Origin of the sequence: Caulobacter sp. 602-2, from assembly GCF_011043625.1 — a bacterium.
In the GTDB taxonomy this organism is placed as follows: domain Bacteria; phylum Pseudomonadota; class Alphaproteobacteria; order Caulobacterales; family Caulobacteraceae; genus Caulobacter.
The window spans coordinates 192319-217003 of record NZ_JAAKGT010000001.1 but is presented as its reverse complement, the minus strand read 5'-3'; the positions used below and the strand labels follow the sequence as shown (position 1 = coordinate 217003).

Here is a 24685-nt window from a genome sequence, read left to right as displayed (position 1 = left end):
TAACTTATGGCGATGTCTCTCGTTCCTGCTCTCGACCTGCGCCCGCCGGCGCAAGACGCCCCCGTTATCACCGTCGCGCCGCACAACCTGGAAGCCGAACAGGCGCTGCTGGGCGTGCTGCTGTACGATAACTCGGCCTACGAGCGGCTGACCGACAGCCTGCAGGGACGCCACTTCTACGAGCCCTTCCACCAGCGGCTGTTCAGCTCGATCGAGACGCACATCCGCAAGGGCCAGCTGGCCGAGCCGATCCTGCTGGCCGACGAGTTCAAGCGCGATCCGGCGTTCGAGGAACTGGGCGGCATCCGCTACCTGGCCGACCTGGTCGACCGCGCGCCGCCGGCCGCCAACGTCGGCGACTACGCCCGCGCCGTCTTCGACCTGGCCCTGCGCCGCGACCTGATCCGCATCGGCGGCGAGATCGCCTCGGCCGCCCACGGCCACGGCGACGAGAAGCGCCCGGCCCGCGACCAGATCGAGGCGGCCGAACAGCAGCTCTACACCCTGGCCGAAAGCGGCACCGCCAGCTCGGGCTTCGTCAGCTTCGGCGACGCCCTGCGCGGCGCGGTGGAAATGACCGCCGAGGCCTTCCAGCGCGACGGCGGCATGTCGGGCCTGGCGTCCGACCTGATCGACCTCGACCAGAAGATCGGCGGCCTGCACCCGTCGGACTTGATCGTGCTGGCCGGCCGTCCGTCGATGGGCAAGACCGCGCTGGCGACCAACATCGCCTTCAACGTCGCCAAGAAATACGCCTGGGAGCCCCAGCCCGACGGCAGCCGCAAGACCGTCAGCGGCGGCGTGGTGGCCTTCTACTCGCTGGAAATGAGCGCCGAGCAGCTGGCCCTGCGTATGCTGGCCGACGCCTCCGGCGTGTCGGGCGACAAGCTCCGCAAGGGCGAGATCGACGCCTCGGAGTTCGGCCGGGTGCGCGACGCGGCCATGGAGCTGCAGGAAGCGCCGCTCTACATCGACGCCACCGGTGGTATCTCGATCGCCAAGCTGACCGCCCGCGCCCGACGCCTGAAGCGCCAGGTGGGCCTGGACCTGATCGTCGTCGACTACCTTCAGCTGGTGACCGGCTCGGACCTGGGCTCCAACGCCAGCCGCGTGCAGGAAGTCTCGCAGATCACCATGGGCCTCAAGGCCCTGGCCAAGGAACTGGCCTGCCCGGTCATCGCGCTGTCGCAGCTGTCGCGTCAGGTGGAAAGCCGCGACGACAAGCGCCCGCAGCTGTCCGACCTTCGTGAATCCGGCTCGATCGAGCAGGACGCCGACATGGTGTGGTTCGTGTTCCGCGAAAGCTACTACGTCGGCCGGGCCGAACCGCGCGAGGGCACGCCCGAGCACCTGACCTGGCAAGAGGAAATGGACAAGCTGCAGGGCCTGGCCGAGGTGATCATCGCCAAGCAGCGTCACGGCCCCATCGGCACGGTGCGCCTGTCGTTCAACAGCGACACCACGCGCTTCGGCAACCTCTCGCGCGATCACTACTTCCACCAGATGCGCGGCGGCGACGACGAATAACCGCCTCGCGCTTTACCTCTGGATGCGCGTCGGGCAACGCTCGGCGCGCGATTCAGGAGTCGAGCGCGCATCATGGAATTCAGCCCCCTGCCCGTCTCGACCTTCGTCGGGGCGTTCCTGCTGGCCTTTCCGGCCCTGTTCTCGATCGTCAATCCGGTCGGGGCGGCGCTGATCTTCCACCAGATGCTGGCCGATCATCCGGCCGAGACGCGCAAGCGCCTGGCGCCGACCATCGCGCTCTACGCCTTCTTCATCCTGCTGGGTTCGCTGCTGCTGGGCGGCTACGTGCTGAACTTCTTCGGCGTCAGCCTGGGCGCCCTGCGGGTGGCCGGGGGCCTGGTGGTGGCGATCCGCGCCTGGGCCCTGCTGATGGCTCCCGAGGAGCACGAAGAGCGCAAGGCCGACCAGGCCAGCTCTCCCGCCAAGGCGCGAGCCGAGGACATGGCCTTCTTCCCCCTGACCATGCCGTTCACCACCGGCCCCGGGGCGATCTCGGTGGCCATCGCCCTGTCATCCCAGCGTCCGGCAGAGGGCCATTCGGTGGTCCCGTTCTTCATGGGCGCCAGCCTGGCGGTCGCCGTCATCGCCCTGATGGTCTGGGTGTTCTATCGCGCCTCGGACCGGGTGCTGTCGCTGCTGGGCGTCAATGGCGCGCGGGTGATGTCGCGACTGATGGCGTTCCTCCTGATGTGCATCGGCGTGCAGATCGTCGCCAGCGGCGTCGAGGCGCTGGTGAGCCAGTTCCTGAGCACGCGCTAGCCGCATCTCCACAGCATCTGCACTGGCCTTGCAGGCGCGGGTCGGCTACCTCCGCAGCCGTGACCGACGCCCGCCTGACCCTCGACCTCGACGCCCTCGCGGCCAACTACGCCCTGCTGAAGACGCAGGCCGGCGACGCCGAACTGGCGCCGGCCGTGAAGGCCGACGGCTACGGCCTGGGCGCGGGCCTCGTCGCCCGCCGCCTGTGGGATGAAGGCGCGCGCAGCTTCTATGTCGCCCGGCTGTCCGAGGGCCTGGCGCTGCGCAAGGCGCTGGGCGAGCGCGAGGCGAAGATCCACGTGCTGGACGGCGCGACGCCCGGCTCGGGCCCGACGCTGGTCCAGGCCGGCCTGATCCCGGTGCTCAACAGCCTGCCCCAGGTCGAGGCCTGGAACAGCCAGGCCGGCAAGGGCGTGCTGGAGGCGGCGATCCATGTCGACACCGGCATGAACCGCCTTGGCCTGCGCCACGAAGAGGCCGCGGTGCTGACGGCCTCGATGGACCGCCTCAAGCATCTGAACGTCTCGCTGGTGGTCAGCCACCTGGCCTGCGCCGGCGAGCCGGAGCATCCGCTGAACGCCCGCCAGCTGACCCGCTTCACCGATGCGGCGGCGCTGTTCCCGAACGCCCGCAGAAGCCTCGCCAACTCGGCCGGGATCTTCCTGGGCGGCGACTATCACTTCGACCAGTGCCGGCCGGGGATCGCGCTCTATGGCGGCGGCCCGCGCGACGTGGCGGACGCCCGCCTTGCGGCCGTGGCCACGCTGGAAGCGCCCATCCTGCAGGTGCGGGTCGTGCCGCGCGGCGAGTCGATCGGTTACGGCGCGGCCTTCACGGCGAGCGAGACGACGCGGGTGGCGGTGCTGGCCTGCGGCTACGCCGACGGCGTGCTGCGCGGCTCCAGCCCCGCCGGCCACGTGTGGTTCGACGGCGCGCGCCGGCGGCTGCTGGGCCGGGTGTCGATGGACCTGATCGCCATCGACGTCACCGATTGCGACGCCGCCCGTCCCGGCGCCCTGGTCGAGCTGATCGGACCCAACCTGCCGGTGGACGACGCCGCCGCGGCAGCCGGCACCACGGCCTATGAGCTGCTCGTCCGCCTGGCCGGCCGCGCCCGACGGGTGGTGCTGGGCGAGGCCTGAAGGCCCCGCCCCTTTCTCAAACCTAACGCGCCAGGCTCTTCAGCTTGCCCGCATCGACCGAGGCGACGGCGCGCTTGAGGTCGTCGATGCTTTCGGCGTCGCCGTTGGCCTCGATCGAGAAGCGGTTGCCGACCACGACGGTGTAGCCGCCGGACTTGGCTTCGCGGTCCCACTTCTCGGTGGTCAGCTGGCCGCCGGCGGTGCTGGTCTTCTCGTAGCCGGTCTCGGTTTCCGAGGTGCTCTGGGCGTGCATCGCCGAGGCCATGGCGGTCATGCCGCCCAGCGCGCCCAGGTCGGTGACGGCCAGGGTGAAGCGCTTGCCGTCCTTCTCGTAGTCGCCGCGCGCCACCGACATGCCCATGCCGCCGGCCCCGCCGGAACTGGATTCCAGCGAGGTGCGGGCATAGCCGCCGGCCGCGCCGGGCAGCAGGCCCTTGAGCACGTCCGGCGAGGTCAGGGGGATGTCCTTGCCGGCCTCGATCGAGGCGGCCGCGGCCTCCATCTTCTTGCTGGCCTCGTCCATCTTGCCCAGGTCGTAGGTCTGGCCGCCCAGGGTCACCGAACCGCTGTCGGCGCCGGCTGCCTTGGAGGCCGCCAGCCCGCCGCCGATCGCCGCCGCGCCGACGATCGCGCCGGTGACCATGCCGACGATGACATAGAGCACGATGGCGCAGATCACAGTGACGGCGGTGTAGCCGATCGCCTTCTCCTTGGGCGCCTTCATCACCCGCGGCAGGCCCGTATAGAGCAGGTAGAGGCCATAGAGGCCCAGGAGGCCGCCGATGATCGCCAGCGGCGGAAACAGGCTGAAGATCCCCGCCACCCAGCCGGCGGTGCCGGAATAGGCGGCCACCTTGAAGGCCTGCAGGCTGTTCTTCTGGCCGTCGAAAGACGGGGCCAGGGCGTCGATGATCAGGCTGAGCAGGAACACCGACAGCAGCGACAGGCCATAACCCACGACCGCGCCGATGATCGCCCCGACCGGCGAGGGCCGGATCGTCGCCAGGCCGGGGATGCCGTGCCCGAAGACCAGGCTGCCCACCAGCCCGGCCACCGCCGGGATGGCGGCCAGGATGCAGACATAGCCGACATAGAGGCCCTTGATCGTCGCGGGCTCGGTGTCGATGCGCTCCCACTCAGGCGATGGCGTCAGCAGGATCCGCTTCACGCGGCCCACGAGATCGGAAGAAACGGCTCCGGGTTCGACCACGGACATCTAGGCGCCTCCAGCAAGATCCTGAATCTGCGCCCCCCGATACTTATCTACACCGATCACACTCAAAACGGGAACAAGGTTCGGCGACATCGCCAGCCCCAGGGCCGCCCGGGCCTGCGTCCGGCTTTGGCGCAGGCGACCGCCAGCCTGTAATCTCCACCCATTCGAGAATCAGGAGACCCCATGGCCCGCGACAGCGCCGCCTACGCCTGCCAGTCCTGCGGCGCGGTCCAGACCAAGTGGGCCGGGCAATGCCCGGCCTGCCAGAGCTGGAACACCCTCGTCGAAGAGGTCGGCGTCCGGCCGCCCGGCGCGATGTCCACGACCAAGGCCACGCGCTCGCGCGGCCTGCAGTTCACGGGGCTCGAAAGCGACACCCCGGCCCCTCCCCGCATCCTGACCGGCGTCGACGAGTTCGACCGCGTCTGCGGCGGCGGCGTGGTGCCCGGCTCGGCGATCCTGATCGGCGGCGACCCCGGCGTCGGCAAGTCCACCCTGCTGCTGCAGGTCTGCGCCAACGCCTCGAGCCGAGGCGTGGCCTGCGCCTACATCTCGGGCGAAGAGGCCGTCGAGCAGATCCGCGGCCGCGCCGACCGCATGGGCCTGGCCGGCGCGCCGGTGAAGCTGGCCGCCGAGAGCAGCCTGCGCGACATCCTCGACGGACTGAAGCGCGACAAGTTCGACCTGGTGGTCATCGACTCGATCCAGACCATGTGGAGCGACGCCCACGAGGCCGGCCCCGGCACGGTGACCCAGGTGCGCGCCTGCGCCACCGAGCTCGTTCGCCTGGCCAAGCAGAGGGGCGTGGCGATCCTGCTGGTCGGCCACGTCACCAAGGACGGCCAGATCGCCGGCCCGCGCGTGGTCGAGCACCTCGTGGACGCCGTGCTGAGCTTCGAGGGCGAGCGCGGCTATCCGTTCCGCATCCTGCGCGGGGCCAAGAACCGTTTCGGGGCCACCGACGAGATCGGCGTGTTCGAGATGGGCGACGTCGGCCTGCGCGAGGTCAAGAACCCCTCGGCCCTGTTCCTCAACGAAGGCGGCGAGCGCGCGGCGGGCGCGGCCGTGTTCGCCGGCATCGAAGGATCGCGTCCCGTCCTGGTCGAATTCCAGGCCCTGGTCGCGCCTTCCGCGTACGGAACGCCCCGACGCGCCGTGGTCGGATGGGATTCCGGACGCCTGGCGATGGTGCTGGCCGTGCTGGAATCGCGTTGCGGCCTTGGTTTTGGCGACAAGGACGTCTATCTGAACGTCGCTGGCGGGCTGAGGATCACCGAACCCGCCGCCGACCTCGCGGCGGCGGCCGCCTTGGCCTCCTCGGCCCTCGATGTCGCCCTGCCGCAGGACTGCGTGGTGTTCGGCGAGGTCAGCCTCTCCGGCGAGATCCGGCCCGTGAGCCGAATGGAGTCGCGTTTGAAGGAAGCCGCCAAGCTCGGGTTCGGCCGCGCGCTGGGACCGCTGTCGGGTCTGCCCGAAGGCGGCGGCGCCCTGCCGGTGGCCGGCGCGGCGCGGCTGGCTGACGCGGTCCGCCGAATCGAGAACGACATCTGGAGCTCGCACGCGTGACGCCGTTCGACATCATCGCCGGACTGATCCTGCTGGTTTCCGGCGCCGTCGGCTTCTTCCGCGGCGCCTCGCGGGAACTGACCTCGGCGCTGTCGTTCATCCTCGCCGCCGTGGTGGCCCTGCTGGGCCTGCGCCTGACCGGCCCGCTCTTTCGCGAATTCATGGACCCGGACTGGGCGGCGACCGCCGCGGCCATCCTGGTCACCTTCGTCATCGCCTTCGTGGTGCTGCGCCTAGTCGGCGCGCAACTGACCAAGACCCTGCACGCCGACGGCACCCTGGGCCTGCTCGACCGGCTGATCGGCCTGGGCTTCGGCTTGCTGCGCGCCCTCGTCGTGCTGGGCGTCTTCAACCTCGTCTTCCACATGGCCACGCCGCGCGACCGCGTGCCGGCCTGGGTGTCGGAGTCGATGTTCTACCCGCTGTCCAACGCCAGCGCCCAGGTGTTGAAGGTGTTCGCCCCCAAGGGCGCGGGCCTGGCCGGCAAGCTGGCGCCCGCCATCGAGGACGCCGTCCGCGACGGGGCCAGCGACAAACCGTCCGACGCCGAGCGCGGCGAAGAAGGCTATGATAAGGACCAGCGTCGGAAGCTCGACGACCTGGTGGAGAAATCGCAATGACGTCTATCGGCCAGTCGACCGACCGCTTCTCGTCCGCGCCCTGGCGCGATCCCGAGGACGACACGCTGCGCCTGGAATGCGGCGTGTTCGGCGTGTTCGGCGCCCGTGACGCCGCCGCCATCGCGGCGCTGGGCCTGCACGCCCTGCAGCACCGCGGCCAGGAAGCCTGCGGCATCGCCGCCTTCGACGGCGCCCGCTTCCATACCGAGCGCCACATGGGCCACGTCGGCGACGCCTTCACCGGCGCCGACCTCGTCCAGCGCCTGCCGGGCAACATGGCCATCGGCCACACCCGCTATTCCACCGCCGGCGGCAGCTTCATCCGCAACGTCCAGCCGATGTTCGCCGACCTGGAGACCGGGGGCCTGGCCCTCGCCCACAACGGCAACCTGACCAACTTCCTGACCCTGCGCGAGCGCCTGGTGCAGGAAGGCGCGATCTTCCAGTCGACCAGCGACAGCGAGGTGATCCTCCACCTGATCGCCCGCTCGCGCAAAGCCAAGATCGTCGACCGCTTCATCGACGCCATCGGCCAGATCGAAGGCGGCTATGCCCTGGTGGCCATCACCAACAAGAAGATGATCGGCGTGCGCGACCCGCTGGGCATCCGCCCGCTGGTGCTGGGCGACCTGGACGGCAAGCCGGTCCTGGCCTCGGAAACCTGCGCCCTCGACATGATCGGCGCCCGTTTCGTGCGCGACGTCGAGCACGGCGAGATGGTGGTGATCAGCGACACTGGCGTCAAATCGCTGCGCCCGTTCGCCGCCCCGGCCGCCCGCCCCTGCGTGTTCGAGTACGTCTACTTCGCTCGCCCCGACAGCGTCGTGAACGGCCGCTCGGTCTATGAAGTGCGCAAGCGCATGGGCCGCCGCCTGGCGGTCGAGACCGGCGTCGAGGCCGACGTCGTCGTGCCGGTGCCCGACTCGGGCGTGCCGGCCGCCCTGGGCTTCGCCCAGGAAAGCGGCCTGCCCTTCGAGATGGGCATCATCCGCAATCACTATGTGGGCCGCACCTTCATCCAGCCGACCCAGGGCGTTCGCGAGCTGGGCGTGCGCATGAAGCACAGCCCCAACCGCGCCATCCTGGCCGGCAAGCGCGTGGTGCTGATCGACGACTCGATCGTGCGCGGCACCACCTCGCTGAAGATCGTCCGCATGGTCCGCGAGGCCGGCGCCAAGGAAGTGCACCTGCGTTCGGCCAGCCCGCCGATCAAGTGGCCCGACTTCTACGGCATCGACATGCCCGAGCGCGAACAGCTGCTGGCGGCCACCAAGTCGCTGGAAGAGATGGCCAAGTTCCTGGAAGTCGACAGCCTGGGCTTCCTGTCGGTGGAAGGCCTGTACGAGGCCCTGGAATGCGCGCCGCGCGATCCGGTCGCCCCGCAGTTCACCGACCACTACTTCACCGGCGACTACCCCACGCGCCTGACCGACCGCGAGATCGCCGAAGGCCGCAACGACCAGGCCGAAAAGCAGCTGTCGCTGCTGGTCAGCGCCTAATCCGCGCCTTTGCAGGGTCCTCCGACTTGTTCGGGGGACCCAAGCTGCGCTAACCGGCTAGCGGTACGTTACGCCGCTCGCCGGCGAGGTCGCACGAAAGAACCAGCGTCTTGGCCAATCCCGTCTCCGCCGTCCTCTCCAAGCTGAAGATCGACGCCTACATCATCGCCCTGTTCGGCATGGTGGTGCTGGCCTCCATCCTGCCGGTGCGAGGCGAAGCGGCGACCATCGTCGGCTGGGTGGTCAAGCTGGCGATCGCCCTGCTGTTCTTCCTGCACGGCGCCAAGCTGTCGCGCGAGGCCGTGGTCGCCGGGATCACCCACTGGCGGCTGCACCTGACGATCCTGGCCTTCACCTTCGTGCTGTTCCCGATCCTGGGCCTGGCGATCAGCAAGGTCGGGGTGCTGACGCCGACCATGGCCGCGGGCATGGTGTTCCTGGCCTGCCTGCCCTCGACCGTGCAGTCGTCGATCGCCTTCACCTCGATCGGCCGCGGCAACGTCGCCGCCGCCGTCTGCGCGGCCTCGGCCTCGAACCTGTTCGGCATCTTCCTGACGCCGGTGCTGGTGGGCCTGCTGATGAACGCCCACGGCGACGTCGGCGGGTGGGACTCGATCAAGTCGATCATCATCCAGCTGTTGCTGCCGTTCATCGCCGGCCAGATCGCCCGGCCGCTGGTCGGCAAGTGGATCGAGAAGCACAAGACCCTGGTGGGCCGCGTCGACCGCGGCTCGATCCTGCTGGTCGTCTATTCGGCCTTCAGCGCCGCCGTGGTCGAGGGCTTGTGGCGCAAAGTCTCGCCGCTGGAGCTGATCGTGCTGCTTCTGGTCTGCGGCGTGCTGCTGACGCTGGTCATGCTGGCCACCATGTGGGGCGCGCGCCTCCTGGGCTTCTCCAAGGCCGACGAGGTGGCGATCGTGTTCTGCGGCTCCAAGAAGAGCCTGGCCACCGGCGTGCCCATGGCCGGCATCCTGTTTCCCGGGGCCACGGCCGGCGTGCTGGTGCTGCCCCTGATGATCTTCCACCAGATCCAGCTGATGGCCTGTTCGGTCCTGGCGCAGCGCTATGCGGCGCGGCCGGCCGACGAGGCCTGATCCCTCCCAGACAAGCAAACGCCCGCCAGAGGCGCAGGAAACGCTCATGACCACCACCGACACGCCGCTGGCCGGCCGCATCGCCCTCGTCACCGGCGCCACGCGCGGCATCGGGAACGCCATCGCCCTGGGCCTGGCCAAGGCCGGCGCCCACGTCATCGCGCTGGGCCGCACCCAGGGCGCGCTGGAGGCGCTGGACGACGCGATCTTCGCCGCCACCGGCGAGCACGCCACCCTGGTGCCGCTGGACCTGCGCGAGGCCGACGGCCTGGATCACCTGGGCGCGGCCCTGCACCAGCGCTTCGGCAAGCTAGACATCCTGGTGGGCGCGGCCGGCGTGCTGGGTGCCCTGACCCCCGTCGGTCACCTGGACCCCAAAGGCTGGGACATGATCATGTCGACCAACCTGACGGCCAACTGGCGGCTGATCCGGGCCATGGACCCGCTGCTGCGCGCCTCCGACGCCGGCCGGGCCATCTTCCTGACCAGCAGCGTCGCCAAGAGCCACCGGGCCTTCTGGGGCGCCTACGCGGCCTCCAAGGCCGGCCTGGAGGCCATCGTCGACTGCTACGCCGACGAGATGGAGAACACCAAGGTCCGCGCCTTCTGCATCGATCCCGGCGCCATGCGCACCAAGATGCGGGCCGGCGCCTTTCCGGGCGAAGACCCCGAGACCGTGCAGGACCCGGCCGAGATCGCGCCGTTCGTCGTCGACCTGGCTCGCCCTGGCCGCGAGCCGCCCAAGGGCGTCGTTCGCTTCAAGGAACGAGGTCAAGAGTCAGCAAGCGTCAGCCGATAACTGAACCTCGTAAACATTCGCAGGTTCAGTTTTCGCACGTGAAATACAGATAAATCACGAAAAATTCCCGCCTGACGGAAAATACGGATTTTCTGCGACCAAGCTGGCAGTCGACTCCACGACATAAGGCTTGAAGACAGGAAACTGCGACAACCTGACGCAGATGACGCTTTCGGAAACCGTCGCTCGTTAAGCATGGAATAAGACTCGAAGTCTCACCCTAAGGATGCAGCGCTGCCTGGGCGCGATCCCTCGGGGGTTTGGACAATGCCGTTTGCGTTCAAGCGTGGCCGCGCCGCGGCCGACGAGCGTCTCGCCGAGTTGGAAGCCACCGTCGCGGCGATCCATCGCTCTCAGGCCGTCATCGAGTTCCAGCTCGACGGCACCATCCTGGCGGCCAACACCAACTTCCTGAAGACGGTGGGCTACTCGCTGGACGAGATCCGCGGCCGCCATCACAGCATGTTCGCCGACCCCGACTTCGCCCGCAGCGACGAGTACAAGCAGTTCTGGCTGAACCTGGGCCGCGGCGAGTTCTTCGCCGGCAAGTTCCAGCGTCAGGGCAAGGGCGGCGTCGAGATCTGGATCCAGGGTGCCTACAACCCGGTGTTCGACGCCGCAGGCAAGCCCTGCAAGGTCATCAAGTTCTGCACCGACATCACCCAGGCCGAGCAGGAGCGGATGGCCAACGAGGCCTTGCGCCGCACAGAGGCCGAACAGGGCGCCGTGGTTCTGACCCTGGCCGACAACCTCAAGCGCCTGGCCGGCGGCGACCTGACCGCCGACATCACCGCCGCCTTCGACGGCCGCTTCGCCTCGATCAAGAGCGACTACAACGCCGCCCTGCAGTCGCTGCGCCAGGCCATGACCGAGATCGGCTCGTCGACCCAGGGCGTGCACAACGGCTCCAACGAGATCACCGGCGCTTCAGAAGACCTCTCCAAGCGCACAGAGCAGCAGGCCGCCGCCCTCGAAGAGACCGCCGCGGCCCTCGACGAGATCACCGCCACCGTGCGCCGCAGCGCCGAAGGAGCCCGCGCGGCCTCGACCGCCGCCTCCAGCACGCGCCAGGAGGTCACCCGCTCGGGCGAGATCATGCGCGACGCCATCGCGGCCATGGGCGAGATCGAGCAGAGCTCGGGCAAGATCGGCCAGATCATCGGCGTCATCGACGAGATCGCCTTCCAGACCAACCTGCTGGCCCTCAACGCCGGCGTCGAGGCGGCACGCGCCGGCGAGGCCGGTCGCGGCTTCGCGGTCGTGGCCCAGGAAGTCCGCGCGCTGGCCCAGCGCTCGGCCGAGGCGGCCAAGGAGATCAAGACCCTGATCGCCAACAGCAGCGCCCAGGTCGAGCGCGGCGCCAAGCTGGTGGGCGACACCGGCCACTCGCTGACCGGCATCGTCGGCCGCATCGCCGAGATCGATACCCTGATCTCCGAGATCGCCCAGTCGGCCCACGAGCAGGCCACGGGCCTCAACCAGGTCAACACCGCCATCAACCAGATGGACCAGGTGACCCAGCGCAACGCGGCGATGGTCGAAGAGGCCACGGCCGCGGCGGCCTGCCTGCGCAACGAGGCCTCGTCCCTGGCCGAACTGGTCTCGCGCTTCGAGACCGGCGCTCCCCCGGCCCAGGTGATCTCTCGCCCCGCGCCCGCGCCGGCCCATCGACCGGCGGCCGAGAACCCGGTCGCCGCCGCCCAGACCCGCATCGCCCAGTCGTTCCGCCCCGGCGTCGCCGTCGGCCAGGACTGGGAAGAGTTCTAGGTCGGATCGATCTTCACCAGATCGCCCAGGAACATCCGCCGTCCCCAAAAGCAAAAAGCCTCGCCCTGGCTTCCAGGGCGAGGCTTTCAGCGTTCGAGCCGGCGTTGACTACCGCCCCTTGGGCTTGCCGCCGGGGGTCTTGTTGCCACGCACGACGCGCGAGCCGGCCACGGGACGGCGGGGCGCCGAGCCGGCCTTGCCGCCGGCGGCCTTGGTCCCGACCTTGTAGCTGGGAGCGGTCGAGACCTTCTTCTGCGCCTTGGGTCCCTGCGGCTTGACCGACTTGACGGCGGCCTTGCCGGCGTCGGCCGGCGCCTCGGCCGAGATCGTCGCCTTCTGGGCCGACTTCTTGACCGTGTTGCGAGCCGCCTTCAGGCGCGCCTTCTCGGCTTCCTTCTTGTCGAAGGCGCGCTTGCCCCGCGCCGGACCCTGGTCGGCGTCGGCATAGGGGTTGGCGCCCGACTTGATGGTGATGCGCAGCGGCACGCCCGGCAGGTCGAAGCTCTCGCGCAGGCTGTTGACCAGGTAGCGCCGATAGTGGTCGGGCATCTGGTCGGCGCGGCTGGAGAACAGCACGAACGTCGGCGGACGGGCCTTGGTCTGGGCCATGTACTTAGGCTTCACGCGCTTTCCGTTCACGGCGGGCGGCGGGTGGCGCTGCATGGCCATCTGCAGCCAGTCGTTCAGGTCGCGGGTCTTGACCTTTGTCGACCAGTCGCGGTGCGTCTTGATGACGGCCGGCATCAGGCGCTCGACCCCGCGGCCCGTCTCGCCCGACAGCGCCACGACGGGCGCGCCGCGCAGCTGGGGCAGCATGCGCTCGGCGTGTTCGTTGAATTCCTTGAGGATCTGGCCGGGATCCTCGATCAGGTCCCACTTGGCCAGCACGAAGACGACGCAACGCCCTTCCCGCTCGGCCAGGTCGGCGATCTGCAGGTCCTGCGTCTCGAACGGATGGGTGGCGTCCATCACCAGCAGCACGACCTCGGCGAAGGTCATCGAGCGGATGGTGTCCTGGGTCGAAAGCTTCTCGAGCTTCTCGTTGACCTTGGCCTTCTTGCGCAGGCCGGCGGTGTCGACCAGGCGGATCTTGCGGCCGTCCCACGTCCAGTCGACCGAGATCGAATCGCGGGTGATGCCGGCCTCGGGTCCGGTCAGCAGGCGCTGCTCGCCGATCAGGCGGTTGACCAGGGTCGACTTGCCGGCGTTCGGACGGCCGATGATGGCGATCTTGATCGGCTTGGTGTCGTCGTCGTAGTCCTCGAACTCTTCCTGCAGCTCCTCGGGCGTCACCGCCAGAAGCGCCGCATAGAGATCGGCCATGCCCTCGCCGTGCTCGCCGCTGATCGGCACCGGCGCGCCCAGGCCCAGTTGGTGGGCTTCGGCGGCGCCGGCCTCGGCCTGCTTGCTCTCGGACTTGTTGGCCGCCACGACCACCGGCTTGTTCCGGCGGCGCAGCATCTCGGCGAAGATCTTGTCGAGCGGCGTCAGGCCTTCGCGGGCGTCGAACACGAACAGCGCCACGTCGGCCTCGTCGATGGCCAGCTCGGTCTGGGCGCGCATGCGCGCTTCCAGGCTCTCGTCGGTGACGTCCTCGAAGCCGGCGGTGTCGATCAGCTCCAGATCGAGGTCGCCGAGGCGGCCGTGCGCGAACCGACGGTCACGGGTGACCCCCGGCTGGTCGTCGACCAGGGCCAGCTTCTTGCCGGCGAGGCGGTTGAACAGCGTGGACTTGCCCACATTGGGGCGGCCGACGATGGCGAGTTTCAAAGGCATAGGCGGTCAGTAGTCGATTTTTCTGGTCCCGGCAAAGCAACAAGCCCGGGCCGGCGATTCGCCAGCCCGGGCCCGGGACGGGTTTGAACTTCAACCGGAGCCGTTGGAGGCCCCGGACGGCGTCAGCGGATCGCGATCAGGTCCGCCTCGTCGGTGGTGACGAAGACCTTGTCGCCGACGGCGATCGGGGCCAGCAGCACCGGCGCGCCGATCTTCAGGGTCTTTTCCGTGGCGCCGGTCTTGGGGTTCAGGGCCACGGCCTCGCCGTAGCTCGACACCGTGATCAGGCGGCCAGAAGCCAGGATCGGGCTGGACCAAATGCGCGGACGCTTGGCCAGCTTCTTCTTCTGCTTCTTGGAAAGCTTGTCAGTCTCGTTGAGGTCGCGGATCCAGTGGACCTGGCCGCTGTCGCGCGAGGCGCAGATCACCTGGCCGGCCTTGTCGACCACGTAGACCACGTCGCCGACCGGCCACGGGGTGGTGATGGCGGTGACCGGCAGGGTCCAGCGGGCCTGGCCGGTGCGCAGGTCGGTGGCGGCGAACACGCCCGAGTGGCTGACGGCGTAGACGTCGCCCTTGTAGATCACCGGACGACCGGCGATGTCGCGGATCTCCGACAGGGCGTTGGTGCGACTGGCGCGGCTGAGGGCCTCGCTCCACAGGTCGTTGCCGTTGCCGGTGCGCAGGGCCACCAGTTCGCCCGAAGCGAAGCCGGCGACGACGGTGTCGCCGCTGACGGCGGGGCTAGAGGCGCCCAGGATGCGAGCCGGCTCGATCAGGGCCTGATAGGTCCAGCCCGGCGTGCCGTCGGCCGCGGCGAAGGTCAGCAGCTCGTTGTCGGTCGAGACGACGAAGACGCGGCCGTCGACCACGGTCGGCGCGGCGTGGACCGGCGTGCTGGTGGCCTGGCGCCAGTTTTCCTTGCCGGTGGCGGCGTCCAGCTGGGCCACGAAGCGGAAGCCCGACGAGACGTAGAGCTTGCCGTCGGCATAGGCCACGCCGCCGCCGAAGCCCTTGGTGTCGTCCTTGCGGCCGCCGATGCCCATGAAGCCGCGCTTGCCCGGCTGGCGAGCCGGACGCAGGTCCTGGCGCCACAGGGTCTCGCCGGTGACGGCGTCGAGCGCCGAGACCTTGGCCTCGCCGTCGAGCACGAAGATCTTGCCCTCGGCCGAGACGGGATTGGCGGTGATGTGGAAGGTGCGGTTGGCCTTTTGGCCAAAGCCCTTGCGCCAGGCGATCTCGAAGTCCTTGCCGGCGGCGACGTGCTCGACCGACTGCTCGGGGCTGCCGCCCGGCAGGCGCCAGTCGGCCTGGGCCTGCGGCTCGGGCAGGAAGAAGTCGACGCCCTTCAGGCCGTCGGCCGCCTCGACCTTCTGGTCAAAGGCGATGACCGAGATCCGCTGGCCTTGGCTGGCGGTGGCCTTGTTCTTGTCGTCCTTGCCGAAGGGGTTGAGCTTCGACACCGTCGAGCAACCGGTCACCGACACCGCGGCCGACATCATCGCGGCGAGCAGCAGGGAACGCTTCAGGGTCATGGGTCGGCGGCTCATTGAGCTTGGGGTTGCAGGCCCGGCGGCAATTGGCCGGGCGCGAGTTGGACCTGCGGCGGCAGGGCGAGAGCGGCCTTGACGGCGGCCGGCAGGGCCTTGGCCGAGCCGGAGTCGATCATCTGGATCGCCGCCTGGGCGCGCTGGCGGGTGTCGTCCGAGGCGTCCGACAGCAGCGAGAGCACGACGAAGTCGCCGCGCGCCTCGGCCGGCTTGCCGGCCTGAAGCTTGGCGAACGCCAAGGCTTCCTTGGCCTGCACGCGGTAAGGGCTCTTCTCGCCGGTCAACGGGGTCAGCCTCGACTCGATCTCCTGATACGGAGCCGTGTCCATGAGCGCGAAGGCGGATTTGAGGCGCGCTATGTCACCCATGACAGGATCGGGAGCAATCTTGGCCGCTTCGTCGAAATAACCGACAGCTTCCTTCGTCTTGCCCTCGTCGAGGCGGATGCCGCCCATCTGCATGAAGGCCAGGGCGCGGTAGCCCGGGTTGCCGTCCTTCGACAGCTTTTCGAACTCGGCGAACGCCTTGGCCGGGCCGTCCTTCTCGTAGACTTCGAGGGTCTTCTGGATGGCTTCCGAGGCCTTGTTGGCGCGGCTGCTCTCGTAGACGCTCCAGCCCCACCAGCCACCGACGCCCAGAACCGCGATCGCGGCGACCGCGCCCAGGACGGGCAGCGACTTCAGCGCGAAGGTCTTGTAGCGGTCGGAGCGAAGCTGCTCTTCGACCTCGTCAAACACATCGACCACGAACGAGGCTCCAGTACGGGCGCCGGGCGGCGCCGGGGCGTCGGTCATGAAACGCGACGCGAGGTTGAAACATCAGGAGTCGAGGCGCGGGCCGCGACGCAGGCGGCGAACCTATAGCGTGTCCGCCGCCGCCGCAACGGCGGGGAACCCCGGTTTGCCGGCCCATCGACAACTGTCGGCGCAGACCCCCTCCGGCCCTCCGGGCAGCCTCCCCCAAAAGGGGAAGCCGTCGCGGAGCGACTGAGGGGGCGGCCCGATCAGTCCTTCTTGGCGTAGTAGGTCTCGGCCGCGCCGGGGAAGCTGCGGTCCTTGACGTCGCGGGCGTAGTCGGCGGCGGCCTTCTCGATCGCTCCCTTGAGGTCGGCGTAGCGGCGCACGAACTTGGGCGTCCAGTCGAACAGGCCCAGCATGTCGTCGCTGACCAGCACCTGGCCGTCGCAGCCGGCCGAGGCGCCGATGCCGATGGTCGGCGGAGCGATGGCCTCGGTGATCTCGCGGGCCAGGGCCTCGGCCACGCCCTCGATGACGACGGCGAAGGCGCCGGCGTCGGCGGTGGCGCGGGCTTCGGCCAGGATCTTCTGGCGGCCTTCCTCGTCGCGGCCCTTGGCCTTGAAGCCGCCGTCGACCAGCACCGCCTGCGGGCGCAGGCCCACATGGCCCATCACCGGCACGCCGCGGTCGACGAGATAGCGGATGGTCTGCGGCACCGTCGGGCCGCTCTCGACCTTCACGGCCTGGGCACCGGTTTCCTTCATGATGCGCACGGCGTTGGCATAGGCCTCTTCCGGCGCGCCCTCGTACGAACCGAAGGGCATGTCGACCACGACCATGGCCTTGCGCGAACCGCGCATGACCGCCTGGCCGTGCAGGATCATCATCTCCATCGTCACGCCGACGGTGTTGGGCAGGCCGTGCACGACCATGCCCAGCGAGTCGCCGACCAGCAGCACGTCGCAGGCGTCGTCGAGGGCGGCCGCCACCGGGGCGGTGTAGGCGGTGAGGCAGACGATCGGAACGCCGCCCTTACGGGCGGCGATATCGGGGGCGGCGAGACGGCGGACCGTCTCCTGACGATGGGCGGACAATACTCGCTCCGGCTCTATTGCGGACGCCCGGAGCGCGGCGGGGCCGCCTCCGGATTAGAACTCTTCGACCAGTCGGGTGACGGCGAAGGCCAGAGCGATAGCCGCAAGAGCGGCGCCGAGCCAAAGGGTTTCTACGCTGGCCGGGGTGGCGACGAACTGATTCACCTGGTCCATCAGCTTGTCGACGCCCAGATCCACCGAGCTGACGCCCTGGTCCGAAGCGCGCCGCAGGTCGCCGGCGAAGCGGCTGGCGATCAGCTGCCCGACCGCGATCAGGCCCGCGACGCCGCCGGCCGCGCCGATCGCCAGGCGACGCAGCGCCCAGCCCCGGTCGAGCCGCCCTTCGACCCGCGCGTGGAAGGCCTCGGCGTCGGGGAACCCCGGCGGCTCGGCGAACAGACGCGACAGCTGCGCATCGAAGTCGCGATCAACCATGACCTTCCCTCCGCGCCGAGGCGTCCGTGGGCGGGGCCAGCCTGGCCCTGAGTTTATCCAGACCACGTTTGACATGGGATTTGACCGTGCCGATCGGGATGTTCAAGGCCTCCGCCGCCTCCGCATGAGACCAGTCCGCGCCGTAGCAGAGCGAGACGCACAGCCGTTCGCCGTGCGACAGGCCCTTCAGCGCCTCGTCGAGATCCAGCCGGTCGCCGGGCGCCGCGTCCGAGATCGTCGGCGACGGCTCTTCCGGCGCGGCGTCCGAGAAGATCAGGCGCGCGTCGCGCTTGACCTTGCGCAGGTAGAGCCGCGCGGCGGTCTTCTTGATCCAGCCGCCGAAAGCCCCCTCGCCGCGATAGTCGGCGATCTGCTCGAAGCCGACCAGGAAGGCGTCCTGGGCGACGTCGTCGGCCGTGGCCGGATCCGCGCCCAGGCGACGCAGCAGGCCTCTCACGGCCGAGCCGTGCCTGCGCACCAGCTCCCCGTAGGCCCGGCGGTCGCCTGTGGCGGCAAGAGCCGCCAGCTCGACGTCGTGACCGGTGGTGGGTGGGCGTTCGATGCCCATGATGAAAGTCCCCTCTTCCCCCAGGCGTCTGCGTCAGGCGTCCGGCCGGTAACCCTTGTTGGGGTTGAAGAAGCTGAGAACCACGTAGGCGGCGCCGATCAGGGCCGGGATGGCCGCCGCGCCGAGCAGGGGATGAAAGGCCTCGTCGTGGCTCTGACCCAGGATCAGGCCCATCACGGCCAGGCCCGCGCCGACGGCGATCAGGATCACCCCGGCCCGGATGTCGCGCACCGCCGTCGATTCCTTCGGCGGCTTGATGTCCTTGGTCATCGCATCGACCAGCTCAGGCGGAAGGGCCTGGCCCTTCTCGATCGCCGTGCGCACGGTCGCCTGCATTTCCTGCTTGTTGCGGGCCCGCAACCACACCGGCACCAGCACGATGGCGGCGATCATCGCGAAAAAGCCCAGCGGGACCAGAATGTCTTCCATGACTCGTTCCCCTCGAAAGTCCGACGAGAGCCTGTCGCTTTCGTCTCGTACAGGGAAGAGGCTTCGACGGCGCCGTTTGGAGGCGCCGTCCGAGATGAAACTTTCGTAAGGGAGATCAGGCCGTAGCGACGGCCGGCGCTTCGGCCCGCAGGGTCAGGCGCGCGACGATGTCGTCGACCGCGTCGAGCAGCACGGTCGGCGCATGGTCGACCAGCAATTGGCGGGTGGCGTAGCCCCAGGTGACGGCGCCGGACGCCAGGCCCAGCGCGTTGGCCGCGTCGATGTCGCGGGTCTCGTCGCCGATCGAGATCACCCGGCCCGGCTTCACCCGGGCGGTCTTGATGACCTTGGTGAACTTCTTGGCCTTGCCGAACAGCGAGGCGCCGCAGCCATAGTGGTCGATCAGCTTGGCGAGGTCGGGTCCCAGCACGGTGCGAATCGTCGCCTCGCTGTTGGAGCTGACCACGGCCAGGCGCACGCCGCCGGCCGCCAAGGCCTTGAGCATGTCGGGAACGCCGGGAAACAGCCCGATCGAGCCGATCTCGGCGGCCATCAGCTTCTTGCCGTGGGCGGCGATGATCGGGATCTTCCAGGCCGAGACGCCCAAGTACTTGATGATCTCGCGGTTGGGACGGCCGCGCAGCATCTCGACTTCCTCGTCGGTGACGCTCTTGAAGCCGTACATCCTGGCCATCGGGTTGACGAGCTTCAGCACCACGGCGCCGCTGTCGGCCAGCGTGCCGTCGAAATCAAAGATCGCCAGATCGTAGGGAAGCCCCGAAGTCACGCCCACTCAATGCCCTGCCGCCGGACGAACCGGCCGTTTCCTCTAGACTTAGCCGCTGCACGCGGTCCTTGTCGCCCCAAAGTTCGCCAACTCGCGTCAATCGCGCAAGCGGCGTTTCGCTCGTCAGGCGAGAATGGCCGTGTACTGATCGGGTTTGAAGCCCGCCAGCAGCTTGCCGTCGACGTCGAGAATCGGCCGCTTGATCATCGAGGGCTGCGCCAGCATCAGCTCGACGGCCTTGCCGGCGTCGACGCCCGCCTTGTCGGCGTCGGGCAGCTTGCGGAAGGTCGTGCCGGCGCGGTTGAGAACCGTCTCCCAGCCCAGTTGCGCGACCCAGCGCTCGACGTCGGCGCGGTCCGCGCCCGAGACCTTGTAGTCGTGGAAGGCGTAGGCCACGCCGTGCTCGTCGAGCCAGGTGCGGGCCTTCTTCATCGTGTCGCAGGCCTTGATGCCGTAGATCGTCACCGTCATCGGGGCGCGCTCCAGAGATCCCGGGCCGCGAGTCGGCCCCTTCCCCATCCGATTAGCATTTTCGTCCGAGGCGCGGTCGGATTTGACCCGGAGCAGTTGCGTCTCAGTCGCGACATGACAACATGACTTCCATGACCGATCTCGCCCTCGCCCAAGCCCCTTCCCTCGCCAAGCGGCTGAAGGCCGGCACGGAGGCGACGCACGAGCGTCTCGACAAGAGCATCATGGCAGGCCAGCCGTTCGCCGACCGCGCGCGCTATGGACGGTTCCTCGACGTGCAGTATCGGTTCCATCGCGACATCGACGGCCTTTACCTGCGGCCCGAACTGGCCGAGCGCCTGCCCGACCTCGACGGCCGCCGCCGCTTCTCGCAGATCGCCCAGGACCGAACCGACCTTGGCCTCGACGCCCTCGCCGACCTGCCGCCGCCGGCCTTCACGGCCGAGGACGAGCCGGATCTCGCCACCGCCCTGGGCTGGCTCTACGTGGCCGAAGGCTCGAACCTGGGCGCGGCGTTCCTGTTCAAGGCCGCCGCCAAGCTCGGCCTGGACGAGACCTTCGGCGCGCGCCACCTTGCGGGTCATCCTGACGGTCGCGCCGCCCACTGGCGCCAGTTCACCGCCTCCCTGGACGCGGCCGGGCTGGACGAAGCGGGCGAGGCGCGCGCCATCGCCGGCGCGGAAGCCGCCTTCTCACGGGTGCAGGCCTATGTCGACGCCGCCTTCGGCTGAACCGCCTTCCCTGGAACTGGACGCCCCGGAGGCGGCCCTGCCCGCCTCGCGCGGCCTGCGGGTCGGCTACCTGGTCGCCGGCTTGGCGTTCACCGGCCTTGGCATAGCCGGGGCCTTCCTGCCGCTGCTGCCGACGACGATCTTCCTGATCCTGGCGGCCGGCTGCTTTGGAAAGTCCTCGCCCAGGCTGGAGGCCTGGCTGCTGAACCATCCGCGGTTCGGCCCGTCGATCCGCGCCTGGCGCGCCAATGGCGCGATCCCGCGCAAGGCCAAGGTGCTGGCCTGCCTGGGGATGGCCAGCGGCATGGCGATCTTCCTGGTCGCGGCCCGTCCCAAGCTGTGGCTGGGCCTGCTGGTGGGCGCGATCATGGCCGCGTGCGCGGCCTTCGTGGTCTCGCGCCCGGCTCCGCCGGCGGCCTGACGGCAAGCTGGGCGCTGGGAACGCCGCCCGCGCCCCGACGGTTTTCCTCCGACAACCCCAAGGAGGAAGCCATGTCCAAGGCCCCGCCCATTCCGCGCGAGCAACGCGCCTTCAAGGGCCAGAAGCCCGACATCGAAGGCCACGCCAGCCGCGAAGGCCTGCAATCACCCGATCCTGGCAACGCCGACGTCAACCTGGCCGAACAGGGCCGGCACGGGAACCTGCGCCAGAACACCAGCCATTCCGGCAACGTGCAGGATCGCTAGATCATCCCTTCAGGGGCCAGCGCCCAAGCACGATGTGCCGGGTCTGGCCCAGCAGGCTGTGGATCAGCAGGAACTCGGAGACGCCCCACGACACGGGCTCGACCGGCGTCTCCGGCGCTAGGGCGCGGTCGTAGAGCAGCGTCACGTGCGGGTTGAACTGCCTGGCGACCTGCTTGCCCAGCCCCGCGCGGGCCATGGAAAGGCCCAGCGCCTTCTGGAAGTCGTGCAGGGCGAGCAGCCCCTCCCCGCCCTGCAGCACGCAGGGGTTGTTGCCGCGATTGTTGAAGCTGGCGGCCTTGTCGAAGGTCACGCCGAACGGCGCGGCCGAGGACGCCGCCTCGCCGGCTTCCAGCGCCTGGGCGACGATGCCGCGCGGCAGGCCGGCGTAGTCGCCGATGTGGTGCAGGGTGACATGCAGGCGTTCGGGCGTCAGCGGCGCGCCGGAAAGGCCAAGCCGCCCCCGCAGATCGCGGGCCCGGCCGGCGATCGTCTCGGCCACGGCCGGCTCGGGGAAGACGCCGAAGAACAGGCGGTCGGACGGCGGGCCATCCAGTTCGGGAAACAGCGACATGACGAGAATCGGCGGCCGTTGAGGGGTGGCCTGCCTTATGGCGCCGGAGCAGGCGGCTGTCGCCGCCCGCTCCGCTGCGGGATCAGCCGCGCGCCGGGATGTTGAGACCGCGCTGCACGGCCGGACGGGCGAGACCCCGCTCCAGCCAGGCCGGCACGTTCTTCAGGCTCTTGAAGTCGACCAGTTCGGCCGCCTCGTAGAAGCCGACGAGGTTGCGCACCCAGCCCAGGGTGGCGACGTCGGCGATAGTGTAGTCGTCGCCCATCAGCCAATCGCGGCCCTCCAGGCGGGTCTCCAGCACGCCCAGCAGGCGCTGGCTTTCGGCGCGGTAGCGCTCCAGCGGGCGCTTGTCCTCGTACTCGCGGCCCGCGAACTTGTGGAAGAAGCCCAGCTGTCCGAACATCGGGCCGACGGCCGCCATCTGGAAGAACACCCACTGCAGGGTCTCGTAGCGCGCGGCCGGATCGGTCGGCAGCAGCTTGCCGGCCTTCTCGGCCAGATAGACCAGGATCGCGCCGCTCTCGAACAGGCCGAAGGGTTTGCCGTCCGGACCGTCGGGATCGATGATCGCCGGGATCTTGCCGTTGGGGTTCAGGCTGAGGAATTCCGGGGTCCAGGTCTCGTTCTTGCCGATGTCGATCAGGTGCGGCTCGTACGGCAGGCCCACCTCCTCCAGCATGATCGACACCTTCACGCCGTTGGGCGTGGGCAGCGAATAGAGCTGGATGCGATCCGGATGGGCGGCGGGCCAGCGGCTGGCGATCGGGAAGGCCGAGAGGTCGGTCATGGAAGCTCCTCGAAGGGGTCCAGGCCGATATAGGCGCCGCGCGAGCGTGGCCCAGCCCCCTACCGTAACTTTCTTGGTGTCAGTTACGATTGGCGGAGCGCAGGATGAAGCCGAGGATCTCGGCGACGGCGACGTAGAGCGCCTCGGGGATCTCCTCCTCCATCGGGATGGTCGACAGGGCCTGGGCCAGCGCGGGGTTCTCCTCCAGCGGCACGCCGTGCTCGCGGGCGGTCTCGACGATCTTGTCGCCCACCCAGCCGCGGCCGCTGGCGACAACGCGCGGGGCGTTCGGCTCGTCGTAGCGCAGGGCGACAGCGATGCGGGGACCGGAGACGCGGGTCATGTGGCCTGGTCCAGGAAGCGGCCGGGCGCGGCCGGCGTCGCGACCGGCGGCGCGGCGGCGTGGAAGGCCACCTCCGGCTCCAGGGCGGCTTCGCGCAGAGCGGCGTTGAGCATCTCTTCGCCGCCGCGCAGCCGGGCCATCGCCTCCGGACGCTCGGCCCACAGCGACACGCGGGCGCGCTCGCCAGTCAGGGCCAGCTGGGCGTCGATGCGGCCCATGGGCTCGACGTCGAGCGAGAAACGGACTTTCCAAGTGCGGGCCTCGGCGACGCCGCCTGCGGCCCCGCCCCCGCCGCCGTCGCGGCTGATCTCGAACTGGGCCACGGCCGAGCCCTGCGGCGTTGCGAACGGCACGTCGAACACCCAGCGCGGCCCCGGCTTGTCGTCGACGAGCCGGTTCTCGAACGGGCGGACGGTCTCCGCTCGTTCGGGCAGCGAGGCGGCCTGCAGAAGCTCCTGCCGGGCAAGGGCAGCATCGACGCCCTTGGCAAGTTGCTGGGCCACGAGAGCCGGCGCGGCGCCGGGCGCCAGCGTCGAGGGCGCGGCCGCCTGGGCGACCACGGGCCCACCGGCGAACGGCGGCGGCGGTCCCTTGCCAGGCGGCGGCGCCAGCGGCGTCACGGCCTGCCGGGCGACAGGCGTCTCCTCGAAACCGGCGGCGGCCTCCTGGGCCAGGACGAACAGGGCTGCAGCGGGCTGGGCCGCCTGCCGAGGGGCCGGCGGCGGCGCGACGGCCGCCAGGAAGCGGGCGACGGGCGAGTCGGCGGCCTCGTCGGCCTGAACGGAAGTCGGCGTCGCGGGAAGCGGCTGCGGATCGCTCCTGGCCGCGGCCTGGGCCGTCGAGGCCATCGCGGCCGGCGGCGGCGCGCCGGGCGTGGCCGCAAGGGCGCCGGCAGGCGGTTCGGCGATCGGCTGCGGAAGGCCCGGAGCGCTCGCCGTCAAGGTCGACGGCGGAGCGGCCGCGCCCTGCGGCGCGGCGGGGATCGGCGTGGGCGTCGCCGACGGAGCCCGGGACGTCAGGGGGGCCTGGGGCGTGGCCGGGCCGGTCTGGGCGCTCCAGCTGGCCACGGCGGCCCGCAGCACCAGCATGGCGGCCTTCAGGTCCTTGGCGGCCAGCGGCGCGGCGCCCGGCGCGGGCGCCTCCTCGGCCAGGCGGCTTTCCATGAACAGGCCCGAGCGGCCGAAGGCCTGGCGGATCTCGCCGGCGGTCACCGCGCCGTCGATGGGCGAGCGCAGGGCCAGCATGTTGGCGGCGGCCTGGCGCACCAGGGCCGGCGCCTGGGGTGAGGTCGAGACCCGCTCCAGGTCGGCCAGCAACGGCGCCATGCCGCCCTGCACCGACGCGGCGCGGCCGACCATGTCGGAAACCACCCTGGCCTGGATCGTCGGGCTGGCCAGCAGGATCTCGCGGGCCTGACCCGTCGCCCCGCCCTTCAGCAGGCTCTCGACGGTGTCGGGCGTTTCGGGAGCGGCGCCGGGCTGGGCGGCGATCTTGCCCAGCGCCTCGGTCGCCTCGGCCATGGCCAGTTGGGCCAGCATGGCCGGCGGCGGCAGGCCCGCCTGCCCCGTCTGGCCGCCCTGGAGGCCGGCGGCCGCCACCATCGCCGTCGGCTGCACCGGGGCGAGGTTGGGAACGACGGTTCCAATCGGCTGGACCGACACGGCGGACTCCACGGCGGCGCAAGAGCGCAGAAGGTTGCCGCGAGATTAATCCACAGGCGTGAAGCGGGT

26 protein-coding genes are annotated in these 24685 nt (G+C 69.8%); 12 read left to right on the top strand and 14 right to left on the bottom strand.

The annotated features are described in order from the left end of the window. Positions 1–6 precede the first annotated feature (6 nt). The 3 genes from G5B46_RS00930 (at position 7) to alr (ending at position 3428) form a co-directional block, all read left to right on the top strand. Complete coding sequence (locus G5B46_RS00930; protein ID WP_165255277.1) at positions 7–1527, top strand: replicative DNA helicase; 1521 nt, start codon at positions 7–9, stop codon at positions 1525–1527. A gap of 72 nt (positions 1528–1599) precedes the next feature. Further along, positions 1600–2286: a MarC family protein gene (locus G5B46_RS00925; protein ID WP_165255275.1), complete on the top strand. Its 687-nt coding sequence runs from the start codon at positions 1600–1602 to the stop codon at positions 2284–2286. 59 nt (positions 2287–2345) lie between these two features. Further along, entirely contained in the window at positions 2346–3428 is a 1083-nt protein-coding gene (gene alr / locus G5B46_RS00920; protein WP_165255273.1) for an alanine racemase, read from the top strand. Between the two features lie 22 nt (positions 3429–3450). Here the strand turns inward: alr and G5B46_RS00915 are convergent, their stop codons facing one another. Further along, on the bottom strand, positions 3451–4644 hold the full coding sequence (locus G5B46_RS00915) for a Yip1 family protein (RefSeq protein ID WP_165255272.1): 1194 nt from the start codon (positions 4642–4644) through the stop codon (positions 3451–3453). Between the two features lie 183 nt (positions 4645–4827). On the opposite strand from G5B46_RS00915, the gene radA reads away from it, so the two are divergent. The 6 genes from radA (at position 4828) to G5B46_RS00885 (ending at position 11989) form a co-directional block, all read left to right on the top strand. Beyond that, a complete protein-coding gene (gene radA, locus G5B46_RS00910; protein ID WP_165255270.1) occupies positions 4828–6210 on the top strand; it encodes a DNA repair protein RadA in 1383 nt (460 codons plus the stop codon). Beyond that, positions 6207–6830: a CvpA family protein gene (locus tag G5B46_RS00905; protein ID WP_165255269.1), complete on the top strand. Its 624-nt coding sequence runs from the start codon at positions 6207–6209 to the stop codon at positions 6828–6830. The genes radA and G5B46_RS00905 overlap by 4 nt, the downstream gene beginning before the upstream one ends. Further along, a complete protein-coding gene (gene purF, locus G5B46_RS00900) occupies positions 6827–8329 on the top strand; it encodes an amidophosphoribosyltransferase (RefSeq protein ID WP_165255267.1) in 1503 nt (500 codons plus the stop codon). The genes G5B46_RS00905 and purF overlap by 4 nt, the downstream gene beginning before the upstream one ends. A gap of 110 nt (positions 8330–8439) precedes the next feature. Next, complete coding sequence (locus tag G5B46_RS00895) at positions 8440–9423, top strand: bile acid:sodium symporter family protein (protein ID WP_165255265.1); 984 nt, start codon at positions 8440–8442, stop codon at positions 9421–9423. A gap of 46 nt (positions 9424–9469) precedes the next feature. Beyond that, the gene (locus G5B46_RS00890) at positions 9470–10222 is read left to right on the top strand and encodes an SDR family NAD(P)-dependent oxidoreductase (RefSeq protein WP_165255263.1); all 753 of its coding nucleotides are present in this window, start codon (positions 9470–9472) and stop codon (positions 10220–10222) included. A gap of 267 nt (positions 10223–10489) precedes the next feature. After that, complete coding sequence (locus G5B46_RS00885; RefSeq protein WP_165255262.1) at positions 10490–11989, top strand: methyl-accepting chemotaxis protein; 1500 nt, start codon at positions 10490–10492, stop codon at positions 11987–11989. A gap of 108 nt (positions 11990–12097) precedes the next feature. On the opposite strand, the gene der is transcribed toward G5B46_RS00885, so the two are convergent. The 9 genes from der to G5B46_RS00840 form a co-directional block, all read right to left on the bottom strand. Continuing rightward, the gene (der, locus tag G5B46_RS00880; protein WP_165255260.1) at positions 12098–13765 is read right to left on the bottom strand and encodes a ribosome biogenesis GTPase Der; all 1668 of its coding nucleotides are present in this window, start codon (positions 13763–13765) and stop codon (positions 12098–12100) included. 122 nt (positions 13766–13887) lie between these two features. Next, positions 13888–15315 (bottom strand): PQQ-like beta-propeller repeat protein, encoded by a 1428-nt coding sequence (locus G5B46_RS00875; protein ID WP_165255258.1) that lies wholly within the window; start codon positions 15313–15315, stop codon positions 13888–13890. Beyond that, on the bottom strand, positions 15312–16061 hold the full coding sequence (locus G5B46_RS00870; protein ID WP_165256458.1) for a tetratricopeptide repeat protein: 750 nt from the start codon (positions 16059–16061) through the stop codon (positions 15312–15314). Before G5B46_RS00870 ends, G5B46_RS00875 begins: the two co-directional genes overlap by 4 nt. A gap of 257 nt (positions 16062–16318) precedes the next feature. After that, positions 16319–17146, bottom strand: a complete 828-nt coding sequence (gene panB / locus G5B46_RS00865) for a 3-methyl-2-oxobutanoate hydroxymethyltransferase (protein WP_165255257.1) — start codon at positions 17144–17146, stop codon at positions 16319–16321. Between the two features lie 54 nt (positions 17147–17200). After that, positions 17201–17581 carry a hypothetical protein gene (locus tag G5B46_RS00860; protein ID WP_165255255.1) on the bottom strand — a complete coding sequence of 127 codons (381 nt, stop codon included), beginning with the start codon at positions 17579–17581 and terminating at the stop codon, positions 17201–17203. After that, complete coding sequence (locus G5B46_RS00855; RefSeq protein WP_165255253.1) at positions 17574–18149, bottom strand: sigma-70 family RNA polymerase sigma factor; 576 nt, start codon at positions 18147–18149, stop codon at positions 17574–17576. Before G5B46_RS00855 ends, G5B46_RS00860 begins: the two co-directional genes overlap by 8 nt. A gap of 33 nt (positions 18150–18182) precedes the next feature. Next, positions 18183–18578, bottom strand: a complete 396-nt coding sequence (locus G5B46_RS00850; RefSeq protein ID WP_165255252.1) for a DUF6249 domain-containing protein — start codon at positions 18576–18578, stop codon at positions 18183–18185. 115 nt (positions 18579–18693) lie between these two features. Further along, positions 18694–19365, bottom strand: a complete 672-nt coding sequence (locus G5B46_RS00845; RefSeq protein ID WP_346764850.1) for an HAD hydrolase-like protein — start codon at positions 19363–19365, stop codon at positions 18694–18696. A 123-nt stretch (positions 19366–19488) separates the two neighbouring features. Next, positions 19489–19836 (bottom strand): ArsC family reductase, encoded by a 348-nt coding sequence (locus G5B46_RS00840; RefSeq protein WP_165255250.1) that lies wholly within the window; start codon positions 19834–19836, stop codon positions 19489–19491. Positions 19837–19967: 131 nt separating this feature from the next. Here G5B46_RS00840 and G5B46_RS00835 point away from each other — a divergent pair, with 131 nt between their 5' ends. The 3 genes from G5B46_RS00835 (at position 19968) to G5B46_RS00825 (ending at position 21254) form a co-directional block, all read left to right on the top strand. After that, entirely contained in the window at positions 19968–20567 is a 600-nt protein-coding gene (locus G5B46_RS00835) for a biliverdin-producing heme oxygenase (protein WP_165255248.1), read from the top strand. Continuing rightward, positions 20545–20988: a YbaN family protein gene (locus G5B46_RS00830; protein WP_165255246.1), complete on the top strand. Its 444-nt coding sequence runs from the start codon at positions 20545–20547 to the stop codon at positions 20986–20988. Before G5B46_RS00835 ends, G5B46_RS00830 begins: the two co-directional genes overlap by 23 nt. A gap of 71 nt (positions 20989–21059) precedes the next feature. Continuing rightward, positions 21060–21254: a hypothetical protein gene (locus tag G5B46_RS00825; protein WP_165255245.1), complete on the top strand. Its 195-nt coding sequence runs from the start codon at positions 21060–21062 to the stop codon at positions 21252–21254. 1 nt (position 21255) lies between these two features. Here G5B46_RS00825 and G5B46_RS00820 read toward each other — a convergent pair whose 3' ends face one another. The 4 genes from G5B46_RS00820 to G5B46_RS24795 form a co-directional block, all read right to left on the bottom strand. Continuing rightward, a complete protein-coding gene (locus G5B46_RS00820) occupies positions 21256–21825 on the bottom strand; it encodes a 2'-5' RNA ligase family protein (RefSeq protein WP_165255243.1) in 570 nt (189 codons plus the stop codon). 82 nt (positions 21826–21907) lie between these two features. After that, positions 21908–22612: a glutathione S-transferase N-terminal domain-containing protein gene (locus G5B46_RS00815; protein ID WP_165255241.1), complete on the bottom strand. Its 705-nt coding sequence runs from the start codon at positions 22610–22612 to the stop codon at positions 21908–21910. A 79-nt stretch (positions 22613–22691) separates the two neighbouring features. Continuing rightward, positions 22692–22955 carry an EscU/YscU/HrcU family type III secretion system export apparatus switch protein gene (locus tag G5B46_RS00810; RefSeq protein WP_101720286.1) on the bottom strand — a complete coding sequence of 88 codons (264 nt, stop codon included), beginning with the start codon at positions 22953–22955 and terminating at the stop codon, positions 22692–22694. Beyond that, positions 22952–24616, bottom strand: coding sequence for a flagellar hook-length control protein FliK (locus G5B46_RS24795; protein ID WP_165255240.1), 1665 nt, complete (start codon positions 24614–24616; stop codon positions 22952–22954). Before G5B46_RS24795 ends, G5B46_RS00810 begins: the two co-directional genes overlap by 4 nt. Positions 24617–24685: the final 69 nt, after the last annotated feature.